This window comes from Pantoea sp. F_5, assembly GCF_008631595.1.
Lineage (GTDB): Bacteria > Pseudomonadota > Gammaproteobacteria > Enterobacterales > Enterobacteriaceae > Pantoea > Pantoea gossypiicola.
This window is the reverse complement of sequence record NZ_VWUO01000007.1, coordinates 59,192-84,553: the sequence shown is the minus strand read 5'-3', so window position 1 is coordinate 84,553 and position 25,362 is coordinate 59,192. Positions and strand designations below refer to the sequence as shown.

Genomic DNA, 25,362 nt, shown 5'->3' with positions numbered 1-25,362 from the left:
ATTTGTCATAAACGCCCGACATCACGCTCCTATACTCGCCCCACGGTTGCCGTGAAGAAGAGGTCATGAGATGCAGCGTAGTTATCCGTGGCAGGCCGGGGCGCGTGGACGCCTGTTGATGTTCAATCTGCTGGTGGTATCGGTCACGCTCATGGTGAGCGTGGTGGCGATCGTGGGCTTTCGTCACGCCGGGGCGATTCAGGAGCAGGCACAGGCGCAGACGCTGGCGGACATGAACGGTAGCCTGGCGCTGGCACGTGACACCGCCAACGTGGCGACGGCAGCGGTGCGGCTGTCGCAGGTGGTCGGGGCGCTGGAGTATCAGAGCGAATCACAACGGCTGCAGCAGAATCAGCAGGCGTTGCAACAGTCGCTGAGCCTGCTGGCCAGTGCGCCGCTGGCGGCCCGACAGCCGGAGCGCATCGCCCGGATCCGCGCCCGCAGCCTGATGCTGGAACAGACGATTAACAGCCTGCTGCTGAACAGCCATCAGCGGCATCTGCAACGCAACAACATGCTGAGCGATCTGTGGCAGACGCAGATCCTGCTCGGTCATATCGACCAGCGGGTACAACGGGAACAGCGGACGCAGCCGGATGCCGCACTGCGCGAGCAGACCGAACGGCTGATCACCATTGCCATCCGCACGCCCTCACCCATCGCCGTGATTGAGCAGCTTCAGCAGGTGATGACCCAGTGGCGCACGGTGCCGCTGACGGGTGTCACTGGCGAGCAGGTACAGCGGCTGCTTAATACTCAGCAGCACCTGCTGCCGCTGGCGGAGGCGCTGGAGCAGAGCGACCTGGCGATCGCCTACGCCACCTACCGGATTAAAGCGCTGGTGGCGATGCTGAACGACGATATCAATGCGTCGGTGCAGCAGGTCGCGTTGCAGAGCGAGGCGCGCACCCAGGCCACCCACCACGAACTCGATTCGATCATCAGCTTTATCGCGCTGTTTGTGCTGCTGGCGCTGGCGATCACCGGCTATGCCGGGATCTATATTTACCGCAACCTCGGGTCGAGCCTGACGGCCATTGCCGGGGCGATGACCCGGCTGGCGCAGGGCGAGCAGAACGTCAGCGTGCCAGGATTGCAACGGCGCGACGAGCTGGGCGAGCTGGCGCGGGCGTTTAACGTCTTCGCCCGCAATACCGCCTCGCTGGCGCACACCTCGCGGCTGCTGAAAGAGAAGAGCAACCAGCTGGAGTCCACGTTTCTGGCGATGCGCGACGGCTTTGCGCTGTTCGATCACCACGGTCAGCTGGTGGTGTGGAACGCCCAGTATGCCGAGCTGCTCGGAATCGCGCCGCGTGAGCTGCATCGCGGCGTCCATTATCAGCAGTTGCTGGCCCCGCTGGCGGTGGATCTGCACGATCCCGGTGACCCCCAGGAGATCCGGCTGGCCGATGGCCGGACGCTGGAGCTGCGCTTCAGCCCGATCCCCCGGCGCGGCATGGTCAATACCGTGCTGGACCGGACCTCGCGCAAAACGCTGGAGGAGGCGCTGCAGCACAGCCAGAAGATGAAGGCGGTCGGCCAGCTGACCGGCGGCCTGGCACACGACTTCAACAATCTGCTGGCGGTGATTATCGGCAGTCTGGCGCTGACTGAAGGCCAGCTGATGCCCGGCCCGCTGGCCACCCGGATAGAACGGGCGCAGCAGGCGGCCGACCGTGCGGCCCAGCTGACGCAGCGTCTGCTGGCGTTCTCACGCAAGCAGGCGCTCTATCCGCGTGCGGTGTCGGTGGTGACGCTGGTGGATAACCTGCAGAGCCTGCTGCAACACGCGCTGCTGCCGGGACAGCAGTTGATTATTGATGCGCAGCGTCCTGGCTGGCTGGCATGGATTGATGCCAGCCAGCTGGAGAATGCGCTGATGAACCTGGTGGTAAACGCGCGTGATGCGATGCATCAGCAAAGCGGCGAAATCCGGCTGCGTATCTGGAATCAGCGTCATCCGAAAGAAGGCGATAAAAGTGACATGGTCACAATAGAGGTCGTCGATTGCGGCTGTGGCATGTCCGCCGAGGTTCGGGAGCAGGTTTTCGAGCCCTTCTTCACCACCAAAGCCACCGGCAGCGGCAGCGGGCTGGGGCTGTCGATGGTTTACGGCTTTGTGCGGCAGTCCGGCGGGCAGATCGAACTGGAAACCGCGCCGGGTCAGGGCACCACGGTACGGCTGCTGTTACCGCGCGCTTCGGAAGCCGCCACTGCCGTCATCGCCCCGCCACCGCCAAAGCCCGCGGAGGCAGAGGCAGCGAACAACCGGCTGATACTGGTGCTGGATGATGAACCGGCGGTGCGCCAGACGCTGTGCGAGCATCTGCATCAGCTGGGGTATCTGACGCTAGAGTGCGGCGACGGAGAAACGGCGCTGGCGCTGCTGCGCCAGACCCCCGATATCGACCTGCTGATCAGCGATCTGATGCTGCCCGGCGAGATCAATGGCGCGGAAGTGATCCGCCAGGCGCAGCAGAACTGGCCACAGCTGGCGACGCTGCTCATTAGCGGTCAGGATCTGCGCCATCAGCCGGTGACGCTGCCGCTGTGTGAGCGGCTGGCGAAGCCCTGGCAGCAGGCCCAGCTGGTGCAGGCGCTGCAGCGCGCCTGGCAGCGCAGTGAGCGGCTTAATCGCGCGCAGCAGGTTGCCACAACGGCACCGGCTTGCCACTGATGTAGCGCTTACGCAGGCGGCTGGAGATCACATCCATGATCATAACCACCACCACCAGGATCAGCGTCAGGAACATCACCACATCCCAGTTCCACAGCCGCATGTTCTCGGCGTAGACCAGGCCAACGCCACCCGCGCCGACAAAGCCCAGCACCGCTGCAGAGCGGGTATTGGACTCAATCTGGTAAAGGCTCAGCGCCAGGAACTGCGGGAATGACTGGGTGAAGATACCGAACCGGTGTTTCTGCAGGCTGTTGGCCCCGACCGCGCCCAGCCCGCGACCGGGCGAACGCTCCACCGCTTCATGCCCTTCGGCGTACAGCTTACCGAGCAGACCAACATCCTGCAGGATAATCGCCAGTACCCCGGCAAGCGGCCCCATGCCCACCGCACGCACGAATATCAGTCCCCAGATCGCCATATCGATGCCACGTAACACATCGAACAGACGCCGCACCAGAAACGCCAGTGGCTTCGCGGCGCGATCGTGCATCACATTGCGTGCCGCCAGAAACGACAGCGGCAGTGCCAGCAGCGAGGCGGTGAGCGTTCCGGCAAACACAATGCCTAAGGTGATCCAGACCTGCGACAGGTAGTAGCCAAATGGCCAGTTCAGGAAGTCGTGCCAGACGAACATCCGCAGGAAATAGCGCCCCAGCTGCTGACAGCCCATCAACAGACGCGACCACTCCAGGCCAAATACCGAGAAGAAAAAGAGGTAATAGAGCAGCACCGCCAGTGCCATCAGCCCGATGCGGCGCAGATAGCGCGGTTGCGCGGCGAACAGTTCACGATGCTGCTGCTTCAGCAGCGCGACATCCGGTGCGGCACTCATCATGTCCGATCTCCTGTGACACGGCGACGAAGCTGACCGGATAGTGTGTCCAGCAGCGACACCACAATCAGGATCAGCAGCAGCGTAATACTGACCTGATCGTAGCGGTCCAGTTTGATATTGGTCATCAGCTCCTGGCCGATGCCGCCTGCCCCAACCAGCCCGAGGATGGTGGACGAGCGGAAGTTAATCTCCAGGCGCATAAAGCTGTAGGAGAGGAAGATCGGTTTAACCTGAGGCCAGAAGGCGAAGCGCATCCGCTGCAGCTTGCTGGCACCGCAGGCGGCCAGGCCACGCACCGGCTTATCCGACGCCGACTCAATGGCCTCATAAAACAGTTTTGTCAGGCTGCCGACAGTGTGCAGCGCCAGCGCCAGAAAGCCGGGGATCGCACCGATGCCAAACGCCATGACAAACATCACCGCCCACGCCAGCTCCGGCATGGTGCGCAGAAAGGCGACAAAGGCGCGAATCGCCACCCGCACGCTGACCGGCGTCTGGGTATTGTCGGCGGCGAAAAAGGCCAGCACCGCTGCAAGGGCGACGGCCACCAGCGTCGAGGCTAGTGCCAGCTGCAGCGTTTCCCAGATCAGCGGCAGCTGAATCGGCAGACGGTATCCCCAGTAAGCCAGCGAGCCTTCGGTCTTACCGTCGGCAAACAGCAGCGGCAGATGCAGCACCGGCAGGATTTCATGCAGATAGTCGAAGAAGTGCGGCAGCGACTGCCAGACGGTGAGCAGATTAAATTCTGCCACCCTGCCCGCCGCCAGATAGAGCGCCACCAGCAGCAGTGACCAGAGCAGCGTGTCACGTTTCTGCTGGCGGCGGATGCGTTGGTAATAGTGTTCGAAGTCGGTCAAAGGGGGTTCTCCGGCCTTAAAGCAGCGGGACGCAGGCGGGGTTGCCGCGTCCCGCCTCCCCCGCCTGGGCGGGGAAAGTCAGGGCGTCGTCGGCTTAGCCGCGACTGCCTTTCATCAGGTCACGTTTCATATCGATGATATTTTTGTAATCAGCAACCGTCGCCTCACCGATATGTTGCTGGCCGCCCACCGCTTTCACGAAGCAGGCGTGATCTTCCTTATCCAGCTTTTTAATCGCAGACACCACTTTCGCTTTAAAGTCAGCGGGTAGCTTGTTGCTGACCAGCACCGGGCCGTTGGGGATGAGTGGTGATTGCCAGATAATGCGAATCTGCTTCATCAGGTCCGGATGATCCATACGGATCAGACGGCCAAACGCGCCAGAGGTGTAGCCGCTGTTGTAGTCACCGACAAGCGAGGTCCAGGTGACCGCGCCGTCAAACTGGTTGTTCAGCACGCCCAGAATGTCCTGCTCATGGCCGCCGGAGAAGGTCACGCTGGAGAAAGTGTTGTTATATTTATCATCCACCGAGCCGCCGAACATCTTCTTAAACGCCTGGTTGGGCATCAGGAAGCCGGAGGTCGAGTCGGGATCGGCCATCCCGAACGATTTGCCTTTCAGGTCTTCCAGCTTTTTATATGGGCTGTCGGCTTTAACGATGACAACAGAGTGGTAGCCGCGTGACTGATCTTTGTCATCCACCACAATGCCGACCACATCCACCGCTTTCGGGTCCTGAAGGTAGACCGAAGCGAACGAGGCCGGTGACATGCTCAGCACCATATCGATCTTGCCGCCCAGCAGGCCCTGAATCACGCCCGAATAGTCTGAGGCGTTGCGCATCTGGGTATCGACACCCAGCTCTTTATCAAAGAAGGTCTTCACACACTGATTATCACCGATTTGCTGGGTGGCGTTCTGCCCACCCAGAATCCCCAGATTAAGCTGTTTCGGCGCATCCGCTGCGCTGACACCAAACGCCATGACAGGGGTCAGAAGTGCTAAAGAAGTCAGTTTCATTCGGAATAATTCTCTTGCTGTGGACGTTAATGGATTTGGTTAAGTTCATCGCCGTACAGCTGGTGAAGCAGGCTGTCGGTGAGTCGGGAAGGATGGTCGTCAAACAGCACCACGCCGCGCTGAATGCCAATCACCCGGGTGCAGTAGCTTTTCACCAGCTCAATCGAGTGCAGGTTGACCATCACGCTGATCCCCTGCTCGCTGACCTGACGCAGCACATCCATGATGCGTTTGGTATTCTTAGGGTCGAGTGACGCCACCGGCTCATCGGCCAGCAGGATTTTCGGGTTCTGCATCAGGGCGCGGCAGATCGCCACGCGCTGCATCTGTCCGCCAGAGAGGTTTTCTGCCCGCTGCAGCGCCTGCGGCAGCATGTTCATCCACTGCAGCAGTTCAATGGCGTGCGCCCGATCCTCGTCAGAGAAGATTTTAAAGAAGGACTTCAGCGTGCTGGTCTGGCTCAGACGGCCCAGCAGCACGTTGGTCAGCACGTCGAGGCGCGGCACCAGACAGAAGTCCTGAAAGATCATGCCGCACTGGCTGCGCCATTCGCGCATCTGACGGCTGTTGAGCGAGACCACGTTACGATCGGCTGCGCCTTCATGCAGGCTGATAATCGCGCCGGACGTAGCGTTAATCGTGCCGTTGAGCATATGCAGCAGGGTCGATTTACCCGCGCCAGAGCGGCCAATCACCGCCACCAGCTCGCCAGCGTGCAGGTCGAAACTGACCTGATCCAGCACCTGGGTGTCGCCATAGGCTTTGCTCAGTTTCTGCACCGACAACACTTTTTGTCCGCTGAGGCTGGCCGGTGGTGCATCGTTATCGACCACCGTTTTCAGAAGTGCCTGTGCCATGCTGTTCTCCGTCATCGCTGATTGCGTCTGCCGGTTATTAAGGCGTGACGCGATGAACGCGGGATGACAGCGAGATGATCAAACCGTGACAGGCCAGTGCTCACCACACAGCAGCGTCTGACCATCACGGGCAGGCTGCACACCCTCCGGCAACGGATTGTCCGTTAACCAGTTATCCATCTCATGACTGAGATGGGTCAGCCAGGTCTGACGCGGCTGAAGCAGCGCCGCAATCGCCAGCGCCCGGGTCACATCATTGTGATTACCCGGCTCTGCACGCGGCGGATCGTTGCAGTCAATCACCAGCTGATCCAGCGGCTGGCCGCGCAGGAAGTCGGCAGTGTCGGGCGGCAGCCCGCAGGTGTCGCACAGCCAGGCGAGCCGGGTATCGTGCCAGTCGAACAGATAGCCGTGTGTCAGCTTCGAGTGTTGCAGCGGCAGCGGCGTGACCTGCAGTTCACCAAAGGCGTGCGCCACAAACGGCGTTAAGGCGGGACGGAAATCGAGCAGGCCGGGGTGTCTGTAGAGGTCGTCACAACCGCGCGAATCGGGCGGGCCCCAGACCGGGATCGGATCCCCCACTCCCCAGCGCAGCGCAAACAGGCCCTGCACATGATCCATGTGGTAATGCGTCAGCAGAATGCGCGTCAGCGTGCCGGGCGGAAAGCGCGACGCCAGCAGCGGCAGACCGGCATCCAGCAGGATGCGCTCGTGGCCGAACGCGATCAGCGCACTGCAGGGCGCACGCGCATGGGCGCTGTTGCGCTGTGCCCGCTGGCAGGCGCGACAGTCGCAGCCCGGCAGCGGTGCCGCAGTCACCCCGCCGGTACCCAGAAAAGTGAGTTTCATGGATGCGTCTCCGGTTGCGGGTGTCGCTGCCGGACGGTTTCCGCGGGTGCCAGATGTCATTGATGCGCCTCCAGTATCTGGCGCAGCTGGCAGACGGTTTCCGCCAGCGCGCCATCGTTGTTAAGGATAAGGCAACCATCGGGCTGGGGCTGGGCGGCGCGCGCCAGTCGTCGGGCGATCGCCGCCTCATCTTCCCGTCCGCGCTGACGCAGGCGCGCCGCCAGCACGGCGGGCGTCACCTGCAGGCAGACCGGCAGCAGCTGCGATCCAAACCGCGCCTGCGCCTGGGCCAGATGCAGCCGCGACCCGTTCACCACCACGTTCTGCCCGCGCAGCAGCCATTGCTCCGTCTCGCAACCAATGCCGTAGCGGAAGCCATGCGCCTCCCAGCTCACCGCGAACAGACCGAGTGCCGCGCGACGCTCAAACTCCGTCTCAGTCAGTGCCACATGATTTTCACCCCCCGCATCGGCGGCGCGGGTGATGTAACGATGGGCGATCAACAGCCGTGGCGGCGGTGCCGCCCGCAGCGCATCCAGCAGGCTATCCTTGCCGGAGCCGGAAGGTCCGGTGAGCCAGATCAGCCTCGCCATCAGTAGACCTGCCGGCCTTTGCTCCAGACGTGCCGCACGTGCGGGTAGCCGTGTGCGGTGTGCGCCAGCACCAGATCGGCGCGACACCCTTCGGCGATCACCCCGCGATCCTCAAGACCTAATGCGCGAGCAGGGTTACAGGTCACCAGCGCGATGGCCTGCGCCATGCCGAGACTATTGCGCTCGTCAGCCGCCAGCCGGAACGCCGCATCCAGCAGGCTTGCCGGGTAGTAGTCGGAGGAGAGAATGTTCAGCAGGCCATGAGACGCCAGTTCCCAGGCAGCGACGTTGCCGGAGTGCGAGCCGCCGCGCACGATGTTAGGCGCGCCCATCAGCACCTGCATGTTGCGATAGCGCGAAGCACGTGCCGCCTCCAGCGTGGTCGGGAACTCCGCGATGCGGCTGCCTGCCGCATGGGACTCCTCCACGTGTGCCGCCGTAGCGTCATCGTGGCTGGCAATGGCGATGCCATGTTCCCGGCACAGTCTGGCAATCGCCTGACGATTGGGCTGCGACCACTCCGCCGCCAGGGTGAGCTGCTCATGCTCGAACTGATCCATCTCGACGTCGTTGAGCTGATATTTGCCCTGATAATATTCGCGATATTTGATCAGCGAAGCGTACTGGCGCTGGCCCGGCGAATGGTCCATCAGCGACACCAGCGCCAGCTCAGGCGTGCCCATCAGCGCTTCAAACAGCGGCGCGGTAGTGGGATGCGGCAGTTCACAGCGCAGATGCAGCAGATGCTCAGCGCGGTTCAGGCCTTTGCGGTTGCTGTCGCGGATGGCGTCGATCATCTTGCTGAGGTTATCCAGCCGGTGACCGCCGTCTCGCACATCGCCCACGCCAATCGCGTCCAGCACCGTGGTAATGCCGCTGGAGACCATCAGCGCATCGTGGCTGCTCATCGCCGAGTGTGCGGGCCAGTCTACTTTGGGCCGTGGCGTGAAAAACTTGTCGAGGTTGTCGGTGTGCAACTCCACCAGCCCCGGCAGCAGCCAGGCCCCCTCGCCGTCCAGCGCACCGGGCTGCTGGCTGCGGGTTTCGCTGAAGCTGGTGATGCGCTCGTCGCGAAACTCCAGCGATCCGGTCACCACCTCGTTTTCCAGCACCAGTCTGACGTTATTGATGATCATGCCTGCACTCCTGTGTCGATCGGATGCATCAGGTGCAGCCGGTCAGCTACCCGCTCGCGCACCGCCCGATCGTGAAAAATACCGACGATGGCGGCACCCCGGGCGTGCGCCTGTTCAATCAGGCTCACCACCGCCGCGCTGTTGACGCTGTCGAGCGAGGCGGTGGGTTCATCCAGCAGCAGCACCGGATAGTCGGCGATAAAGCCGCGGGCGATGTTCACGCGCTGCTGCTCACCGCCGGAAAAGGTGGATGGGGCCAGCGACCAGAGACGCTGCGGCACATTCAGCCGGGTCAGCAGTTCGGCGGCCCGCGCTTCGCAGATTTCGCGATCCACGCCGCGCTCCAGCAGCGGCTGCATCACAATTTCCAGCGTCGGCACGCGCGGGATCACCCGCAGAAACTGGCTGACCCAGCCCAGCGTGTCACGGCGCAGGGCGATGATCTGCCGGGCGGCGGCCTGCGCCATATCGATCCACTCGCCCTGATGGGCAATCCGGATGTGGCCGCTGTCGGGCTGATAGTTGCCGTAAAGCGCGCGCAGCAGCGTAGATTTGCCGCTGCCGGAATGACCGTGCAGCACCACACATTCGCCCTCGCCCACCGTCAGGCTGGCGTTGTGCAGCACCGGCAGCGCCGCGCCGTTCTGGTTATGCAGCACAAAGGTTTTACACAGATTTTCTACACGCAGGCGCGGAGTGAGAGTCGTCATTTAATTAAGCACCGAAGAGACCAGCAGTTGAGTGTAAGGATGATGAGGATCGTCCAGCACGCGATCGGTCAGACCGCTCTCCACCACCCGCCCCTGTTTCATCACCAGCAGGCGATGCGCCAGCAGTCGCGCCACGCCGAGATCGTGAGTAACAATCACCACCGCCAGATTCAGCTCACGCACCAGCGTCCGCAGCAGATCCAGCAGTCGCGCCTGCACCGAGACATCCAGCCCGCCGGTCGGCTCATCCATAAACATCAGCTGCGGCTGCGTCACCAGATTACGGGCAATCTGCAGACGCTGCTGCATCCCGCCGGAAAAGGTGGTCGGCAGATCGTCGATGCGCCCGGCGTCTATCTCTACCGCCTGTAGCCAGCGACTCGCCTCAGCGCGGATGTCGCCATAGTGGCGCTGTCCGGTTGCCATCAGCCGTTCACCGATGTTGCCGCCCGCGCTGACCTGCGAACGCAGCCCGTCCATCGGATGCTGATGCACCACGCCCCACTCGGTGCGCAGCAGACGACGGCGATCGCTTTCACTCATCTGATAAAGGTCGCGGTTCTGATAGTGAATGCTGCCCTGCTGCGGCGTCAGACGCGCCGACAGGCTCTGCAGCAGCGTGGTTTTACCGGAGCCGGACTCGCCGACAATCCCCAGCACCTCGCCGGGCCAGAGATCAAAACTGACCTGCTCAAACCCTTTGCCCGGCGCATAAAGATGGGTGAGCTGGTTCACCGCAAGCAGCGGCTGTTCACTGTGCATGGTGCTGTTCCTGCTGCTGATGGCAAAAGTCGGTGTCGGAGCAGACAAACATCCGCGTTCCCTGATCGTCCATCACTACCTCATCGAGGTAGCTGTGGCGCGAGCCGCACAGCGCGCAGGGTTCTTCCCACTGCTGCACCGTGAACGGGTGATCGTCGAAGTCGAGGCTCTCCACGCGGGTGTAAGGCGGCAAGGCGTAGATGCGCTTTTCACGCCCGGCACCAAACAGCTGCAGCGCGGGCATCATGTGCATCTTCGGGTTGTCGAATTTGGGGATGGGCGACGGATCCATCACGTAGCGACCGTTGACCCGCACCGGATAGGCGTAGGTGGTGGCGATATGGCCGTAGCGGGCGATATCTTCATACAGCTTCACCTGCATGATGCCGTACTCCTCCAGCGCATGCAGGGTGCGGGTCTCGGTTTCACGCGGCTCGATAAAGCGCAGCGGCTCCGGGATCGGCACCTGAAAAATCAGGATCTGATCCTCTTCCAGCGGCGTTTCCGGGATGCGGTGCCGGGTCTGGATCAGCGTGGCATCGGCGGTGCGTTCGGTGGTCGCCGCACCGCTGACCCGCTTAAAGAACTGGCGGATCGACACCGCATTGGTAGTGTCATCCGCGCCCTGATCGATCACCTTGAGCACATCCTGATCGCCAATCACGCTGGCGGTAATCTGGATGCCGCCGGTGCCCCAGCCGTATGGCATCGGCATCTCGCGTCCGGCGAACGGCACCTGATAGCCGGGGATCGCCACCGCTTTGAGAATGGCACGACGGATGGTGCGTTTGGTCTGCTCGTCGAGATAGCCGGTGAGTTCAGCCATGGTTGCGCTCCTGATAATCGTGCTGCAGCTGTTTAAGCAATTCCAGCTCGGCCTGGAAATCGACGTAGTGCGGCAGCCTGAGGTGCGAGACAAAGCCTGCGGCTTCGACGTTGTCGGCGTGCGACAGCACAAACTCTTCGTCCTGCGCCGAGCTGGTCACGCGCTCATTCTGCTCGCGGCTTTGCAGCGCCCGGTCCACCAGCGCCATCGCCATCGCTTTGCGTTCGGCGCGGCCAAACACCAGTCCGTAGCCACGGGTAAAGTGCGGCGGAGCGTCATCACTGTGGGCGACGCCGTTGACCATTTCACACTCCGTCAGCAGCAGTTCCCCGATCTCCAGCTCAAAACCCAGCTCTTCGGGACAGATGCTGACGCTGAGAGTGCCGGTGCGGATCTCGCCAGCAAACGGATGGGTACGGCCATAGCCGCGCTGGGTCGAATAGCCCAGCGCCAGCAGAAAACCTTCGTCGCCGCGCACCAGCTGTTGCAGCCGCGCGGCGCGTAAGGCGGGAAAGCTCACTGGTTCACGGGTGATATCAACCGGCTCGCTGCCGTCATCTACTTCTCCCGCGGCCAGCCCTTCCTCGCTCATCATGCTGAACATGTGCGGGCACTGGTCAGGCACCGGGCAATCGTCACGCGGCGCAGCGGGCGTTTCACCGTTAGCCAGCAGAGTGAAGTCGAGCAGCCGATGGCTGTAGTCATACGTTGGCCCCAGCACCTGGCCGCCCGGCAGATCCTTGTAGACCGCCGAGATACGGCGTTCGATGCGCATCGCACCGGTCGTCAGCGGCGTGCTCTCTGCCAGTCGTGGCAATGTGGTGCGATAGGCGCGCAGTAGAAAGATCGCCTCCACCAGATCGCCGCTGGCCTGTTTAATCGCCAGCGCCGCCAGTTCCGGATCGTATATTCCGCCCTCGGTCATCACCCGATCCACCGCCAGCCCCAGCTGCTGCGCCACCTGATCGCAGCCAAGTTCAGCCACTGCCCTGTCGCCGCGTCGCAGATCGGCCTGCAGCTGGTGGGCATTTGAAATGGCTTTCTCGCCCCCTTTCACAGCGACATACATCAGCACACCTCCACAACGATGGTGCGCGGCACCGCCATGATCGCTTCGCCACAGGTGAAGATGAGATCCACGCCCTGCGGGAAGGGATGCGGACGGGTGCGCAGATAGTCCAGTACGCTTTCCGGCAGCTGCGGCGCAATGGCGCGGGTTTCCCGCAGGCCTGGACCGGAGAGACGCAGCGTTAATCCGCCATTCAGCGACGGCACTTCGATGATCAGCGTGGTGCTTTTTTCCGGCGACATATTGTCACCCGCCGCGAACTGCGTGGGATCGGGCTGCGCCGCCGCATGGCTCAGCGCGAACGGGGCATCCTGCCGGGTGGTGATGGGCGCGCCGGTATGGAAGCGCAGATTGTTGCGCAGCTGTTCGTTGTCGATTTGCGCATCCAGCCAGACCGGGCTTTCCTGATCGACCAGCGTCAGCAGCAGCGCCGTCGCCGCCGGTGACAGCGCGCCCCAACCCTGCTGCAGCGGTAGCGAGACCATCACGCCCGGCTCGCTCATCGCTTTCAGAATGCGGCGAAACGCGCGCTGTGCATCCGCGACCGGATGGTTAAAACTTGCCAGTAAAGTCATCAGTTATCTCCGCGAACCAGCGTAAAGAAATCCACTTTGCTGCTGGCGATTTCACGGGCGCGCAGCTGTCGCTGCTCATCGCGCCATGCCGCCAGCGGGGTAATAATCTTCTCTTCCAGCAGTGACCGGGTTTCCGGCTGCTGCAGCAATGCATCCAGTAGAGCGCAGCGCTCGGCATGGGCTTTGTCGCGCCCCAGCAGATAGCTGTAACCCAGCGTGCCGTCGCCCAGCTGCACCACCGCACGCGTCACCGTGGCATCGCCCATCACAAAGCGTTTGCCCGTGGCCCCCATCCGCGCCTGTAACCGCGTCAGCCCGATCTCAGCCGGACGAACAAGGGTGAATTCAGGCTGGAGGTTAAGCGCCAGCCAGTGCTGTTCAAGCAGGGCGGCGCTGCTGTGTGCCAGCACCGACAGCCAGCGCTGACGATCTGTTTGCTGTTCCATTAGTGCTCCAGAGTCAGTTCGATCATGTCGCCGCGCGTCAGGCTGACAGAGTATTCCGCCAGCGCGCCATCACGGGTTTTGTTCAGGGTCCGCACGCAGAGCAGTGGCGCATGCAGCGCGATGTCGAGCTGGCGACACTCCTTCGCCTGCGCCCGGCGGGTGCTGATACGCGTCTGGGTGCGCACCAGCTGCTTGCCGGTATGCTCCACTAAGAAGTCGTGCAGCGACCCGCTGTTAAATTGCTGAAGCTGTGGCCACCAGCTGAGGTCGGCGAGAAAGTGGTTGATCAGGCAGAGCGGCACGCCGTTGGCGCGTCGCAGGGTGCGCAGATGAATGACGTTGTCGCCCTCTTTTACGCCTAACGCACTGGCGACGTCGTTGCTGGCCGGACGCAGCACCGCCAGCAGCCGTTCACTGGTCGGGTGACTCCCTTGCTCCATCAGGTTCTGGCTGAAGCGCGCCTGGGCATGCAGGGGATAGTCATACGGGCGCATCAGCACCAGGATGCCCACGCCATGACGGCGCTGCAGCAGCCCTTTGTGCACCAGCTCATCGACGGCCCGGCGCAGCGTGTGGCGGTTCACCTCATAGTGATCGGCCAGCTGTTGTTCGGAAGGAAGATAGTCGCCGCAGCGGTAGCGCTCTTTCAGCGCCTGCTCCAGCTGTGCGGCAACAGCCTGGTAGACAGTGGTCGGATGTCTGGATAACTCCATCACGATGAAATCCTCACGGGTTACAGAGTGGGAACGCAGTAATAAGACGCTGCGGGATGGGGTTAGCCTGAGGGGATCAGATGACGGGAGTGTGACGGGGGGGTTAAGGTGGGGTGAATGTGGGGAGCGGGTGTGCTAAAAACGAGCAGATCAATTATTATGAAATCAGGATGTCTTTCAGGCCAGGGGAGTAGGTATGTTTTTACAAATACAGGATATTATTGATCTCCAGACACTCGTTGAATCGGAGCAGGTTGAATTCAAGCTAGCTGGAGGCAGAGACGGTAAAGGTGAGTTACCCAAGGATTTTTGGCCAACCTATTCCGCAATGGCCAATGGAAGAGGTGGTTGGGTCATTTTAGGCGTGACAGAGCAGGATGGTATATTTACGCCTGTTGGGGTTATCGATCCTCAAAAGATTAAAACAGACCTATTTAATCAACTGAATGACAAAGAGCGTGTCAGTACCAATGTGCTTAAATCGGAAAAAGATGTCCAGTTAGTGTGTTTACAGGGCAAAACTGTTTTAGCAATACATATCTCCCCTGCTATGCGTAAACAGAAACCTGTTCACCTAAAAAAGTCTCCTTTTGGTAATACTTACCAGCGATTGCATGAAGGGGATCGGCTTTGTGATGACATTACAGTTAAGAGAATGCTCGCAGAACAGATCCATGACAGCCGGGATAATGAAGTTCTTTCCGAACATTATAATTTCGATGACGATATTGATCTCGACAGCCTGAAGATTTATCGCAATCTACTCTCTTCAAACAATCCACAACATCCCTACCTCGCATGCGAACCATTCGAGTTACTGAAGATGGTGGGTGGGTGGCGCAAAGATCGCGAGACGGGAAAACAAGGCATCACACTTGCGGGCATTTTAATGTTTGGCAAGTGGGAGGCTATTACAGCTGCATTACCTAACTATATGGTCGACTATCAGGAACGCCCTGAAGCAAAAACCGAATTGCGCTGGGTTGATCGGATAACGCCTGACGGTACATGGTCAGGAAACTTATTTGATTTTTATCGCAGAGTTTACCAAAGGTTAGTTTCCGAGCTCAAAGTGCCTTTTACCCTTGAGGAAGGCCAGCGTAAAACGGATACCCCCATCCATATTGCTCTACGTGAAGCATTAATTAATACGCTGGTGCACGCTGATTTTTCAGATCGTGTTTCAGTCCTGATTGTTAAACGCCCTGATATGTTTGGGTTTCGTAATCCGGGTTTGATGCGCCTTCCCCTGGAGGATGTCATTATGGGAGGGACAAGTGACTGCCGTAATCGTCTGCTCCATCAGATGTTTTTGCTCATAGGGTTGGGGGAAAAAGCCGGTTCGGGCATGCCCAAGATTTTTAGCGGCTGGAAATCTGCTAACTGGAGAATTCCAAAACTTTGGGAGAAAACGTTTCCAGCACAAACTCTCCTGGAACTCTCCACAGCCAGCCTTATCCCTCAGGAAATCCTGGAATTGTTACATCGAAAATTTGGCGAGCGATTTGAGCAGCTTGATGATTTTGAGCAGGTTATTATTGCAACAGCGGCGCTTGAAGGCTGGGTGAACCATGAGCGAGCCTGTCAATTGACGACGAAACATCCCCGTGAAGTTACCCTGACGTTACCGCGGCTGGAAAGCAAGGGTTTCCTGCTTGCGGGAGGTGAGCAAAAGAGCAAATATTATACGTTACCGGGAGTATCAGTGATGACACCCGATGAAGTGTTTTCCCAGGGGGTAGTCAATGTGTTAAGCAACTCCCCATATAACGAAAAAGGCTCCACACATAACGGTCAAAGCTTCACATATAAGGATGCTGGCAGGGCACAAGGGGCCGTTAGCGTAGAAGACATTGCTATGCATGAAGTTGATAGAGAAGCCAATCAACAACGTGCCGCCAGGGATGAGCATGGTCGTATGATAAACCGCTTTATTGATCTACCTTATATTGACTCTGTTAATAATCTTTCAGAGCACTTTCGCAATTCTTTGTTTGAGCAGGCTGAAGTCCCACGGGAGAAATTACGTCTTGGGGATAAGGAACTCATGAAGAGCGTAATCCTGACAGTATGCTCCGGGCATTTTATTTCAGTATCGGCTTTAGGGGAGATACTTAATCGTAATCCTAATGCATTGCGTCAACAATATCTTAAGCCATTAGTCGACAACGGGCAGCTGAAACTCGCATTCCCTCAATTTAAAAACCATTCTAAGCAGGGATACAGTAAAGCCTGACTCATTAAAAGCAGTATCATTTTATCCTCCATGCGTTAATTAATTCTGCTAAATTCTTACTGTCAAAAATAATTTCTGGATACTTATATTTTTCCGGCAGCTATTTCAATAATGGTTATTACCTCCTTACACTGGCGAAGACGGATTTCAGTAATATTTTCCTTTGGCACAAAGCAAAATAAAAAAGGGTCCTTTTCGCAATAAAAAGAAAGCGGAACGGCAGCCATCAGGGTGCTCACACACCTTCTCAAGCCGCCGCCTCTGACCTCTACGATACCCTACTCCATCACCCCTCTCCCAACCTTCTCTGACCCACTCTCCGTCAGGGACGCCCTCACCTGTGGCAGGCTTTCCGGGTAGTTCTGCTGAATAAACTCAATCATCTTCTCACGTACATAACAGCGTAAATCAAAAGCGATTGGAGAGTTCTGCGCGGTCATCAGCATCCTGATGGTCATGGTTTTTTCGGTAGTATCGGTCACCTGAAGCACCGAGGTTTCCCGATCCCAGAGTTTGGTTTCATTCAGAACTTTTTCAAAGTGCTGTCGCAGCGGTTCCAGCGGCATCGAGTAATCCACGTAGAGAAACACCGAGCCTAAAATCTGGGCGTTGTTGCGCGTCCAGTTCTGAAACGGATTCTCGGTGAAATAGGTAATTGGCAGCACCAGACGACGCAGATCCCAGATGCGCACCACCACGTAGGTCAGGTTGATCTCCTCAATCCAGCCCCACTCTTTTTCCACCACCACCGCATCATCAATCTTGATCGGCTGGGTAAAGGCAATCTGAATACCGGCGAACAGGTTAACCAGCGACTTCTGTAAGGCAAAACCGATAATGATACCGGCGACACCGGCACCGGCCAGAATGGTGGTACCGAATTTACGCACGCCGGGGAAACTCAGCAGAATCAGCGAAACGCAGAACAGTACCAGGATGACAATGACGACTTTCTTGACATAGATAATCTGGGTACGGATTTTGCGCGCACGCAGGTTATTGGAGATATTAATGTCATAGCGGATATAAAGCATATCCTGCGCCACGTTGGTCAGCCGGATTAAGACCGAGCAGAATGACATGATAATAAAGACGTTGATGATATTGGTGATGAGATCGAGTGATTCAGGATGGAAATCGATGTAGTTAATCCCGACATTGATCATCAATAACGGCAAGAAAAAGAACATCGAACCGCTAAGGTGCTTTTCCAGGGATTTGAACAGCTTTCTGTCACGGCCTTGCCAGTAGCGGATAAAGGCAAGCAGGATAAGGCGAGCCAGAAAACCCAGAACAAATGAAAGCGAGACGAGCAATACAACAGGCACCCATGACGGGAAACCAGATAACTCACCGAATAACAATGGCATTATTTTCCCTTTTCGTTAGCTGACAGGCGCACGCTGTCAGATAAGTGACCCACTCAGTAACCGTTGTCTGCACGGTTATCTGTTCGTAACACAATCAGCGCACATGAGTATGAACCATAGCAGCAAAGTTGGCAGGAAATGCGCGGTGATGCGGATCTCAGCTCTTCTGCCGGCCGACCTCACAGATTTCTGCAACAGCACGGCAACGAACTCTGTCAGTGTTGAAGTCCCTGAAATTCCCGCGCAACAACATTAATACATCTGATATGACCGCTTCGCTTTTTTGCTCGCTATTTTTGACACCCTATAACTTCAGACAATAAAGAAACGTTCCAGAAATCACTAACCGCAATGGTTTACGTGAAAGATTTTTTAGCATCTGCTAATTTTTAAGCTGTTCCCCTGCTGCAGAGAAAAACAACAATATGATTAATACTCTTAAACTTTCCTCTGACTTTCGCCGCAGTTTTCTGCGCGAAGTGCTGGTGCCGCTGGTGGCTATCCTTGTGCTGACGTTTGCCGGGGCGGGTGCTGCACTGTTTATTGGCACGTCACTGACCAATACTGAGGCCCGGCATCAGCAGCAGCGGATGATTGAGGCATCTTTTTCGCAAAGTCTGAATGAGCATCTGCGCCAGTTGCATAGCCTGTCACGCTGGCGGCCCTTTGAAGAGCATCTGGCAGAGGGCAACAGTGACAGGTGGCTGGATGAGAACATCGGGCAGTGGCTCTATGAGATGTTTGGCCATCAGCTGATTATGGTGCTGGATGCGCAAAACCAGATCGTCAGAGTCTGGCGTGAAGGCCAGCCGTTCTCCGCAACAGAGAGTGACCCGCTGATTGGTGAGATGCTGCAAAACACGCTGATCCAGGAACCCAGGCGCCAGGATAACGCCGATTATGCCCGTATCACCCAGCGTGCTGCGGCCCTCGCCGTGGGTAACATCCAGCGGGATAGCGACGACCTGCCGCGTTTCCGGCTGGTGAGCCTGAAATTTCTCGATGACGGTTATCTGGCGAGCCTGGCGGAACGCAATCAGCTGGAGGGACTGCACTTCTCCGATGGTTCGTCTCAGTCCGGTACCAGCGCACGCTATTTGCTGATCGCGCAGTCGGGCGATCCGGTCGGCTATCTCAACTGGATCCCCTCCCGCCCGGGTGCGCAGATGCTACGCACCATCGGGCCCTCTACCGGGCTGGCGGTGCTGGCGATATCCCTGCTTTGTCTTTATATGGTGCGGCGCCTCTGGAACTCGTCGGTCAACCTCTCGCAATCGATGCTCAGGCTGGGCGCATCAGAAGCGCAGGCGCAGCATCTGGCGTTTCATGACGTGCTGACCGGCCTGCCCAACCGCGCGCTGGTTGAAGACCGCTTAACCCAGGCGCTGGCCCTGGCGACGCGCAACGATCAGCGGGTAGCCTTGCTACTGATCGACCTCGACCGCTTTAAGGCGGTCAACGATACCCACGGTCATCATGCTGGCGATGAGCTGATCATCGCAGTGGCGCAGCGCCTGAGCCGTATCGTGCGGGCCAGCGATACCGTGGGACGCATCGGGGGCGATGAATTTATCGTGGTGATGCCGGAGGTCGATAATATCGGTCAGGTGAATAGCCTGGCGCAGCGCATGATTGACGAGTTGGCTCAGCCGTTTACGCTGTTCGGCAGCAACGTCTGGAGCGGGGCCAGTATCGGACTGGCGCTGGCACCTAAGGACGGCATCGATCGGCTGGAGCTGATGCGCAAAGCCGATATCGCGCTGTATGAAGCCAAAAGTGGCGGGCGCGGCCGGTTTCGTCAGTTTGAACGGGCAATGGATGAGTCAGTGCAAACGCGGCAGTCCATTGCTGCCGATCTGCGTACGGCACTGCAAACCCGACAGGGACTGGAAGTGTGGTATCAGCCACTGATGGACGTTGGCGGTCAGCAGATGGTCGGCATCGAGGCGCTGCTGCGCTGGCATCACCCGACGCGCGGCCTGATCGCACCCGGTGAATTTATCGCGATTGCCGAAGAGACCGGCCTGATTATCCCACTGGGCGAGTGGGTGCTGGCGGAAGCCTGTGCCACTCAGCAGCGTTTTCCCGAGCTGCTGGTGGCGGTTAACGTCTCGCCGGTTCAGTTCCGCTCCAGCGGCTTTGTTGAGCGGGTGATGACGATTGTCGGCGAGCATGGCGGTGACCCGAAGCGGCTGGAACTGGAAATCACCGAGGGCGTGTTAATCGAGGATGAACGCGAAGCACGCGAGATTATTGTGTCGCTGCGGGAAGCGGGCTTGCGCATCGCGCTGGATGACTTCGGCACCGGCTACTCCAGCCTCAATTACCTCAGCACCTTCCCGGTGGACAAAATCAAAATTGACCGCTCGTTCACCCAGTCGCTGGGCGTGGCGGAAAATTCCGTGGCGATTGTTGAATCCGTGGTGAAACTGGGCCACGCCATGGGGCTGATGGTGACGGCGGAGGGTGTCGAGACTGTCGGGCAGATGTCTGCACTGGCGGATGCAGGCTGTAATCAGTTACAGGGCTATCTGTTCAGCCAGGCGGTGCCCGCCGATCAGCTTGAAGCGCTGATGATATCACCTGCGCCAGAGGATACGCAGCGGGAATAGGGATCCAGATGGCCTGAGCGCATAATGGCGCTCAGGCCAGGCGGAATCGCCCTGAGTCAGGGCAGCACCTCTTGCTGTGGGATGCAAAACGCTACACGCCCAGGCTATCCAGCAGCGCGGCGGACGTGGCGACGGCACCAAAGATACCGCCCTGCATGTGGATCATGCTCAGCGCCGCCTCATGATGTCGCTGCTCGGTCGCAGCACAGCAATCGGAGAGCACCAGGCACTCAAAGCCGCGATCGTTGGCTTCGCGCAGCGTGGTATGGACGCAGACGTCTGTGGTAATGCCGGTCAGGATCAGGTTACGGATGCCGCGACTGCGCAATATCAGCTCCAGATCGGTGGCGTAAAACGAACCCTTCCCCGGTTTATCAACCACGACTTCCCCCGGCAACGGAGCCAGCTCCGGGATGATTTCCCAGCCCGGTTCACCGCGCACCAGAATGCGGCCACAGGGTCCTACATCGCCAATCCCGGCGTTCATCCGTCGCGAGCGCCAGCGTTTGTTGGCGGGCAGATCGCTGAGGTCGGGACGGTGACCTTCGCGGGTATGGATAACCGGAAACTGCCGGGCGCGCATCGCCGCCAGCACCTGTTGCAGCGGGGCGATGGGCGCGCGGGTCAGGCTCACGTCATAACCCATGCTGTCGACATAGCCGCCGACGCCACAGAAATCGGTCTGCATATCAATCACGATCAGCGCCGTGTCAGCCGGGGTAAAGCTGCCGTCAAACGGCCAGGCGTAGGGGGTCGAATTAACGCTGTAGTCGGGCATTACTGTTCTCCATTACCGGGTGCGGCATGCGCATTTTACTGATCAGGGTGTAGCTGATGGCGGCGGTCACCAGACCGATCACCGCTTCACCGAACTGCGGAAACGCGATGTGGGCGATGACCGCACACAGGCTGCCAATCGCCCAGGCGGCAAACGCGGTGCCACGAAAACGCTGCGCCGGACGCTGCTCGCTGATGCGCGCCATGAAAATCAAATCCACAATCATCACGGCACCAAACGGTGGCACCACAATCCCCAGCAGGCTGAGCCACTCCAGGAAGTAAGACCAGACTCCCGCCAGCGCCAGCACGCCGCCAATGGCACCGAGGATCAGCGTCCAGAGTCGCATTTTGCTGCTGAACAGATGACTGAAACCCACCGCGCCGTTGTAGAGACAGTGGGTGCAGACCGACCCCAGGTTGATAAAAACAAACAGACAGGCCACCACCGACAGGAAGGCGCTGTGTCCCATCAGCATCGGCAGGAAGTTACCGCCGTTGGTCAGCGGATCAACCGCCGCGCCCACCGCCACAATCACCACGCCGAACAGATAGGAGATCACATTAGCGACCGGGAACGCAGAGAACGCGGCGATCACTGCCGAGCGGCCATTCTTCGACCAGCGGGTAAAGTCAGCGGTCATGGTGCCGGAGTCGGCAAAACCGGCCACCACCATAGTGACAGCGGTGCCCATGCTCATCGCACCGGCGGCGCTGGCGCTGCCCTTCCACTGCGTCACGATGGAGAAGTCGTGCTGTTTGCCGATCAGCCACAGCGCCACTATCCCCAGCACCACAAAGAGCGGCGCGGCAATCATCCCCAGCACCGACAGTGCCCGCACGCCCAGGAACGTGATACCGGTATAGAGGATCATGGCAAAAGCCGTCACCGCCAGCGCATTCCAGCCAAAGGTCTGGTTAATGACCGTACCGGTAAGACCGGTCTGGAAGGCATACCAGCCGATCACCACCGTCGAGAGAAAACCGGAGACCAGGATGTAGCCTTTGCTGCCAAAGGTGCGTCTGGCCTGCAAAGCAAAGTTCATCCCGGTGTTACCGGCGAACCAGCTCAGCGCACCGACATAGGCGAACAGCACCAGGTTGCCCAGCAGAATAGCAATCAGCGCGGGCCAGAAGCCCAGATGCCAGGTGATGATGCCGCCAAACAGTGCATTGGTAAGGATCATCGGGAATCCAAACCAGACCGCCGAGACGGAACGGGTGGAATGACGATGCGACAGCGGCACCGGCTCATGTTCAAACTCCTGCTCCAGCGCAGGTGTATCAGATGTTTTCATTGGGCGATTCCGGGTTGAAGGTGATTCCACGGCTGTATGCGCTCGAAAGCGGCACTGGCAGCCAGCACTAACGCATCATCAAGATGACGTCCGACAATCTGCATCCCGACGGGCAGGCCGCTGGCGGTAAAACCGGCAGGCACGGATGCGGCGGGCTGTCCGGTGAAGTTGAACGGGTAACAGAACGAGAGCCAGTGATCGTTGCGGACCATACGGCCATTGATGATCTCTGGTCCCTGCATCCCCAGCGGAAATGGCGGCACTGCCAGCGTCGGGGTGATCAGCAGATCAAAGCGCTGCATAAAGCGCCACAGGCTGTTGCTGACCGCTTTGCGGGTGGCGATGGCATCAGTGAAGTTTTCCGCCCGCCAGTCGCGCTGCAGCATGGCAACCAGATGCGGCGACATCGCGCTGCCCTGCTCCATCATCATCTGGCGCATGCCGGTAAGATCGCTCTCCATCGCCACCAGCGCGCCAAAGGCAGCGGCCGGATCCGGGAAGCCGGGATCGGCCAGTTCCAGTTCAGCCCCGATTTCAGCGGCAAAACGCAGCACCGCCGCGCTGACCACCGCCCGCACCTCCGGGTCAACCGCCACATAGCCAAAATCTGCGCTGAAGGCGATGCGCAGTTTACCGGGCAGATGCTCTGGTGCACCCAGCCAGTCAACGTCGCTACAGGGGATCGAGTGGCGGTCACGCATATCCGGTCCCGCCATCAGCGACATCATCAGCGCGGCATCGCGTACGCTGCGCGTCATCGGCCCGATATGCTCCAGCGACTCCCAGCTCGACACGCCGGGATAGCGCTCATCACGACAGCCGGGCCACAACGGCACCCGGCCCATCGACGCTTTAAAGCCAAAAATGCCGCAGTGCGCCGCCGGAATGCGTACCGACCCCCCGCCGTCGCTGCCCAGTGCAATCGGGCAGAGCCGCGCCGCCACTGCCGCGCCAGAGCCCGCGCTGGAACCGCCGGGCGTCATCGCCAGATTCCAGGGATTGCGCGGTGACGGGAACAGCGGATTGTGTCCGACACCGCTGTAACCAAACTCCGGCGCGGTGGTTTTACCCAGCAGAATGGCGTCGGCGGCCAGCAATCGCTCCACTGTGATGTCGTCATTTTCCGGTACGAAATCCTTGTACGCCGCCGAACCGGAGGTGGTTCGGACGTTTGCAGTGCAGATTAAATCTTTCACCGCCAGCGGCACGCCCGCCAGCGCGCCCAGCGTTTCCCCACGCGCTCGTCGGGCATCCACTTCTCTGGCCTGTGCAAGCGCCAGTTCCGGTGTCGGCGTACAAAAGGCCTGTATCACCGGCTCCCGCCGTTCCATCCGCGCCAGCGCTGCCCCGGTCAGCTCGCAGGCCGAGACTTCCCCGCTGCGGACCCGTGCGGCCATCGTGGTGGCATCTTCGTCTAATAAGGAGTCAAACATGAGTCACCTCGCCAGAATTGTACCTGTCAGCGAGTGCATGAAGCGTGCCAGATAGCGGTGATGCCGGCGGTCTGAGACAGGGATGCCAGATGGAATACGGCCTGGGATACAAGATCGAATTCTTATGATGTCGCAGGCAGGAGGCTGTTTTTTTTTCAGCACGATGATGGCGCAGGGCTGCGCGATAAGGGGGCGAGCAATTCCTCAGCGCTTGTCATGCCAAAGCGCAGTCTGCCGCTGGGTGGTTTTTGATCAGTTTACGTGGAGGACTTTCGCTATATACGATATATTGTTGATATTCGATATTTGTATTTTGCCAGCAGGAGCAAAATCATGATCAGGTCTGATAAAACCACTGGCTTCGACGTTATACCCGTGTCGGCAGGCAGTATTTCCTCTTCCCGCTCCCAGGATGGACAAGCAGAGATCACAGTGTCAGTCCCGCACTGCCATGATGAGCCAGCGCAATACTATGTGGTGAAGCGTCCCGATGCTGTGGATGAAGCCGCCTTTAAAATCGCGCTGGATGCCGCGTTCCGGGCGGTATCGGGCATCAGTCAGCTCGCCAGTCAAGGTAAGTCACCTTTCAGCGCTGGCGAGATGGCAACAGCAGAACAGACCAGGCCGCCGGTCACAGTGAGTAACACCACAAAGCTGGAACAACTCAGGAAGCATATTCTGGACGACAGCGAGTGGTTGCCTGCGCAGGAAGTTTCACGCCGCGCTGGCAGCAGTGCCAGTGTGAAAAATCCTAGCGGATTACCTAACCGGTGGAAGCGAGCCGGTAAGATTTTTGCACTTTCCTCCGAAGGCAGGGATCTTTATCCGGCCTATGGGCTGGACGTTGGCGGTCAACCGTTGCCGCTGATGAAAAAAATTATCGCGCTGTTTGGGGAATCAAAAACACCATGGACTCTGGCCGTCTGGTTTGGCACGCCAAATAGCTGGCTCGGTAATGAAAAACCTAAGAATCTGATGACGTCGGAACCGGCAAAAGTACTGGAGGCGGCACAGCGGGCAAAGGACGGTCCGGTTCATGGCTAAAAAGATCAAAACGCCCGGCAAAGATGATGATTTATCGGTCTCTCTGGTCACCTGGCCGAAAGGTAAAACGATTGACCGCATTCACTGGTCGCAGTATGGCGCTGCGGAGTTTAATCCAGGAAAAGGCGTTGGACGCTTCAGCCCAATTGCTGATCGTGCGGGTCACATCATACCGACGCTTTATGGCGGTAAAACGCTGGCTGTTGCCCTGATGGAGACGGTATTACACGATCTTCCTGTGCCCTGTGAGAATGCGCCCGTAGACCTGACAGTGCTGAATAAGCTGGCACACAGTCAGCTCACCCCTAAAGAAGAGATAAAGCTGGTGGATCTCAATCCACGCTTTATGAAAAAACATGGCATTACGCAAGGCGACCTGCTGGGGTCAACTGCCGATCACTACCCGGAAACCCGACAATGGGCTGAGCAGATACATCACTCTAACCCAGAGGCACAGGGAATTCAGTGGTCTTCGAAGCAGCATGGCGATAAGGCATTAATGCTTTTTGGCGATCGTATCTGTGCTGAAGATTTGGACATTACACTTGATGCTCAGTCCGCTTCAGAGTCAGCAGATGTGGAACGTGAACTCAGCGCTCTGGCGAATGAGATGGCACTGATTCTGCTTTCCGGGTTTTAGCGTGATGTCATAGGATGCTTTTT

At 58.9% G+C, this 25,362-nt stretch carries 24 protein-coding genes; 5 read left to right on the top strand and 19 right to left on the bottom strand.

Annotation, left to right across the window (positions count from 1 at the left end):
- Positions 1-70: 70 nt before the first annotated feature.
- Positions 71-2,677, top strand: coding sequence for an ATP-binding protein (locus tag F3I44_RS11100; protein ID WP_150019417.1), 2,607 nt, complete (start codon positions 71-73; stop codon positions 2,675-2,677).
- Here F3I44_RS11100 and phnE (F3I44_RS11095) read toward each other — a convergent pair.
- The 14 genes from phnE (F3I44_RS11095) to phnF form a co-directional block, all read right to left on the bottom strand.
- Complete coding sequence (gene phnE, locus F3I44_RS11095) at positions 2,631-3,515, bottom strand: phosphonate ABC transporter, permease protein PhnE (protein WP_150019416.1); 885 nt, start codon at positions 3,513-3,515, stop codon at positions 2,631-2,633. The two genes, F3I44_RS11100 and phnE (F3I44_RS11095), sit on opposite strands and share 47 nt — an antisense overlap.
- Complete coding sequence (gene phnE / locus F3I44_RS11090) at positions 3,512-4,372, bottom strand: phosphonate ABC transporter, permease protein PhnE (RefSeq protein WP_150019415.1); 861 nt, start codon at positions 4,370-4,372, stop codon at positions 3,512-3,514. The genes phnE (F3I44_RS11095) and phnE (F3I44_RS11090) overlap by 4 nt, the downstream gene beginning before the upstream one ends.
- A gap of 94 nt (positions 4,373-4,466) precedes the next feature.
- Positions 4,467-5,393, bottom strand: a complete 927-nt coding sequence (gene phnD, locus F3I44_RS11085; protein WP_150019414.1) for a phosphonate ABC transporter substrate-binding protein — start codon at positions 5,391-5,393, stop codon at positions 4,467-4,469.
- 26 nt (positions 5,394-5,419) lie between these two features.
- Complete coding sequence (gene phnC, locus F3I44_RS11080) at positions 5,420-6,250, bottom strand: phosphonate ABC transporter ATP-binding protein (RefSeq protein WP_150019413.1); 831 nt, start codon at positions 6,248-6,250, stop codon at positions 5,420-5,422.
- 78 nt (positions 6,251-6,328) lie between these two features.
- Positions 6,329-7,099 (bottom strand): phosphonate metabolism protein PhnP, encoded by a 771-nt coding sequence (phnP, locus tag F3I44_RS11075; RefSeq protein ID WP_150019412.1) that lies wholly within the window; start codon positions 7,097-7,099, stop codon positions 6,329-6,331.
- A 56-nt stretch (positions 7,100-7,155) separates the two neighbouring features.
- Entirely contained in the window at positions 7,156-7,692 is a 537-nt protein-coding gene (phnN, locus tag F3I44_RS11070) for a ribose 1,5-bisphosphokinase (RefSeq protein ID WP_150013831.1), read from the bottom strand.
- Positions 7,692-8,828 (bottom strand): alpha-D-ribose 1-methylphosphonate 5-triphosphate diphosphatase, encoded by a 1,137-nt coding sequence (gene phnM / locus F3I44_RS11065; RefSeq protein ID WP_150019411.1) that lies wholly within the window; start codon positions 8,826-8,828, stop codon positions 7,692-7,694. The genes phnN and phnM overlap by 1 nt, the downstream gene beginning before the upstream one ends.
- Positions 8,825-9,538 carry a phosphonate C-P lyase system protein PhnL gene (gene phnL, locus F3I44_RS11060; RefSeq protein ID WP_150019410.1) on the bottom strand — a complete coding sequence of 238 codons (714 nt, stop codon included), beginning with the start codon at positions 9,536-9,538 and terminating at the stop codon, positions 8,825-8,827. The genes phnM and phnL overlap by 4 nt, the downstream gene beginning before the upstream one ends.
- Positions 9,539-10,300 (bottom strand): phosphonate C-P lyase system protein PhnK, encoded by a 762-nt coding sequence (gene phnK / locus F3I44_RS11055; RefSeq protein WP_150013825.1) that lies wholly within the window; start codon positions 10,298-10,300, stop codon positions 9,539-9,541. It abuts the gene before it with no gap.
- Positions 10,290-11,126 carry an alpha-D-ribose 1-methylphosphonate 5-phosphate C-P-lyase PhnJ gene (locus F3I44_RS11050; protein ID WP_150019409.1) on the bottom strand — a complete coding sequence of 279 codons (837 nt, stop codon included), beginning with the start codon at positions 11,124-11,126 and terminating at the stop codon, positions 10,290-10,292. Before F3I44_RS11050 ends, phnK begins: the two co-directional genes overlap by 11 nt.
- A complete protein-coding gene (locus F3I44_RS11045; protein WP_150019408.1) occupies positions 11,119-12,195 on the bottom strand; it encodes a carbon-phosphorus lyase complex subunit PhnI in 1,077 nt (358 codons plus the stop codon). The genes F3I44_RS11050 and F3I44_RS11045 overlap by 8 nt, the downstream gene beginning before the upstream one ends.
- A complete protein-coding gene (phnH, locus tag F3I44_RS11040) occupies positions 12,195-12,770 on the bottom strand; it encodes a phosphonate C-P lyase system protein PhnH (RefSeq protein ID WP_150019407.1) in 576 nt (191 codons plus the stop codon). Before phnH ends, F3I44_RS11045 begins: the two co-directional genes overlap by 1 nt.
- Positions 12,770-13,216, bottom strand: a complete 447-nt coding sequence (phnG, locus tag F3I44_RS11035; protein ID WP_150019406.1) for a phosphonate C-P lyase system protein PhnG — start codon at positions 13,214-13,216, stop codon at positions 12,770-12,772. The genes phnH and phnG overlap by 1 nt, the downstream gene beginning before the upstream one ends.
- The gene (phnF, locus tag F3I44_RS11030; RefSeq protein WP_150019428.1) at positions 13,216-13,929 is read right to left on the bottom strand and encodes a phosphonate metabolism transcriptional regulator PhnF; all 714 of its coding nucleotides are present in this window, start codon (positions 13,927-13,929) and stop codon (positions 13,216-13,218) included. Before phnF ends, phnG begins: the two co-directional genes overlap by 1 nt.
- 196 nt (positions 13,930-14,125) lie before the next feature.
- Here phnF and F3I44_RS11025 point away from each other — a divergent pair, with 196 nt between their 5' ends.
- Complete coding sequence (locus F3I44_RS11025) at positions 14,126-16,165, top strand: RNA-binding domain-containing protein (protein WP_150019405.1); 2,040 nt, start codon at positions 14,126-14,128, stop codon at positions 16,163-16,165.
- Positions 16,166-16,248: 83 nt separating this feature from the next.
- Here the strand turns inward: F3I44_RS11025 and F3I44_RS23710 are convergent, their stop codons facing one another.
- Positions 16,249-16,404: a hypothetical protein gene (locus tag F3I44_RS23710; RefSeq protein ID WP_190286023.1), complete on the bottom strand. Its 156-nt coding sequence runs from the start codon at positions 16,402-16,404 to the stop codon at positions 16,249-16,251.
- A 39-nt stretch (positions 16,405-16,443) separates the two neighbouring features.
- Positions 16,444-17,535, bottom strand: a complete 1,092-nt coding sequence (locus tag F3I44_RS11020; RefSeq protein WP_150019404.1) for a mechanosensitive ion channel family protein — start codon at positions 17,533-17,535, stop codon at positions 16,444-16,446.
- 425 nt (positions 17,536-17,960) lie between these two features.
- Between F3I44_RS11020 and F3I44_RS11015 the strand changes: the two genes are divergently transcribed.
- Positions 17,961-20,147 carry a bifunctional diguanylate cyclase/phosphodiesterase gene (locus tag F3I44_RS11015; protein WP_150019403.1) on the top strand — a complete coding sequence of 729 codons (2,187 nt, stop codon included), beginning with the start codon at positions 17,961-17,963 and terminating at the stop codon, positions 20,145-20,147.
- A gap of 91 nt (positions 20,148-20,238) precedes the next feature.
- On the opposite strand, the gene F3I44_RS11010 is transcribed toward F3I44_RS11015, so the two are convergent.
- Genes F3I44_RS11010 through F3I44_RS11000 form a run of 3 tightly spaced genes read right to left on the bottom strand, consistent with a single transcriptional unit; the run spans position 20,239 to position 23,655 of the window.
- A complete protein-coding gene (locus F3I44_RS11010) occupies positions 20,239-20,925 on the bottom strand; it encodes a cysteine hydrolase family protein (RefSeq protein ID WP_150013809.1) in 687 nt (228 codons plus the stop codon).
- A complete protein-coding gene (locus F3I44_RS11005; protein ID WP_150019402.1) occupies positions 20,906-22,222 on the bottom strand; it encodes a cytosine permease in 1,317 nt (438 codons plus the stop codon). Before F3I44_RS11005 ends, F3I44_RS11010 begins: the two co-directional genes overlap by 20 nt.
- Complete coding sequence (locus F3I44_RS11000) at positions 22,219-23,655, bottom strand: amidase (RefSeq protein ID WP_150019401.1); 1,437 nt, start codon at positions 23,653-23,655, stop codon at positions 22,219-22,221. Before F3I44_RS11000 ends, F3I44_RS11005 begins: the two co-directional genes overlap by 4 nt.
- Before the next feature lie 333 nt (positions 23,656-23,988).
- Here F3I44_RS11000 and F3I44_RS10995 point away from each other — a divergent pair, with 333 nt between their 5' ends.
- Positions 23,989-24,699 (top strand): hypothetical protein, encoded by a 711-nt coding sequence (locus F3I44_RS10995; RefSeq protein WP_150013803.1) that lies wholly within the window; start codon positions 23,989-23,991, stop codon positions 24,697-24,699.
- A complete protein-coding gene (locus tag F3I44_RS10990) occupies positions 24,692-25,339 on the top strand; it encodes an RES family NAD+ phosphorylase (RefSeq protein WP_150019400.1) in 648 nt (215 codons plus the stop codon). The genes F3I44_RS10995 and F3I44_RS10990 overlap by 8 nt, the downstream gene beginning before the upstream one ends.
- Positions 25,340-25,362: the final 23 nt, after the last annotated feature.

What these genes read in the sequence shown, in the direction of transcription:
- F3I44_RS11100 (WP_150019417.1), top strand. Translation starts at nt 71, where the DNA reads ATGCAGCGTAGTTATCCGTGGCAGGCCGGGGCGCGTGGACGCCTGTTG.
- phnE (WP_150019416.1), bottom strand. Translation starts at nt 3,515, where the DNA reads ATGATGAGTGCCGCACCGGATGTCGCGCTGCTGAAGCAGCAGCATCGT.
- phnD (WP_150019414.1), bottom strand. Translation starts at nt 5,393, where the DNA reads ATGAAACTGACTTCTTTAGCACTTCTGACCCCTGTCATGGCGTTTGGT.
- phnC (WP_150019413.1), bottom strand. Translation starts at nt 6,250, where the DNA reads ATGGCACAGGCACTTCTGAAAACGGTGGTCGATAACGATGCACCACCG.
- phnP (WP_150019412.1), bottom strand. Translation starts at nt 7,099, where the DNA reads ATGAAACTCACTTTTCTGGGTACCGGCGGGGTGACTGCGGCACCGCTG.
- phnN (WP_150013831.1), bottom strand. Translation starts at nt 7,692, where the DNA reads ATGGCGAGGCTGATCTGGCTCACCGGACCTTCCGGCTCCGGCAAGGAT.
- phnM (WP_150019411.1), bottom strand. Translation starts at nt 8,828, where the DNA reads ATGATCATCAATAACGTCAGACTGGTGCTGGAAAACGAGGTGGTGACC.
- phnL (WP_150019410.1), bottom strand. Translation starts at nt 9,538, where the DNA reads ATGACGACTCTCACTCCGCGCCTGCGTGTAGAAAATCTGTGTAAAACC.
- phnK (WP_150013825.1), bottom strand. Translation starts at nt 10,300, where the DNA reads ATGCACAGTGAACAGCCGCTGCTTGCGGTGAACCAGCTCACCCATCTT.
- F3I44_RS11050 (WP_150019409.1), bottom strand. Translation starts at nt 11,126, where the DNA reads ATGGCTGAACTCACCGGCTATCTCGACGAGCAGACCAAACGCACCATC.
- F3I44_RS11045 (WP_150019408.1), bottom strand. Translation starts at nt 12,195, where the DNA reads ATGTATGTCGCTGTGAAAGGGGGCGAGAAAGCCATTTCAAATGCCCAC.
- phnH (WP_150019407.1), bottom strand. Translation starts at nt 12,770, where the DNA reads ATGACTTTACTGGCAAGTTTTAACCATCCGGTCGCGGATGCACAGCGC.
- phnG (WP_150019406.1), bottom strand. Translation starts at nt 13,216, where the DNA reads ATGGAACAGCAAACAGATCGTCAGCGCTGGCTGTCGGTGCTGGCACAC.
- phnF (WP_150019428.1), bottom strand. Translation starts at nt 13,929, where the DNA reads ATGGAGTTATCCAGACATCCGACCACTGTCTACCAGGCTGTTGCCGCA.
- F3I44_RS11025 (WP_150019405.1), top strand. Translation starts at nt 14,126, where the DNA reads ATGTTTTTACAAATACAGGATATTATTGATCTCCAGACACTCGTTGAA.
- F3I44_RS11020 (WP_150019404.1), bottom strand. Translation starts at nt 17,535, where the DNA reads ATGCCATTGTTATTCGGTGAGTTATCTGGTTTCCCGTCATGGGTGCCT.
- F3I44_RS11015 (WP_150019403.1), top strand. Translation starts at nt 17,961, where the DNA reads ATGATTAATACTCTTAAACTTTCCTCTGACTTTCGCCGCAGTTTTCTG.
- F3I44_RS11010 (WP_150013809.1), bottom strand. Translation starts at nt 20,925, where the DNA reads ATGCCCGACTACAGCGTTAATTCGACCCCCTACGCCTGGCCGTTTGAC.
- F3I44_RS11005 (WP_150019402.1), bottom strand. Translation starts at nt 22,222, where the DNA reads ATGAAAACATCTGATACACCTGCGCTGGAGCAGGAGTTTGAACATGAG.
- F3I44_RS11000 (WP_150019401.1), bottom strand. Translation starts at nt 23,655, where the DNA reads ATGTTTGACTCCTTATTAGACGAAGATGCCACCACGATGGCCGCACGG.
- F3I44_RS10995 (WP_150013803.1), top strand. Translation starts at nt 23,989, where the DNA reads ATGATCAGGTCTGATAAAACCACTGGCTTCGACGTTATACCCGTGTCG.
- F3I44_RS10990 (WP_150019400.1), top strand. Translation starts at nt 24,692, where the DNA reads ATGGCTAAAAAGATCAAAACGCCCGGCAAAGATGATGATTTATCGGTC.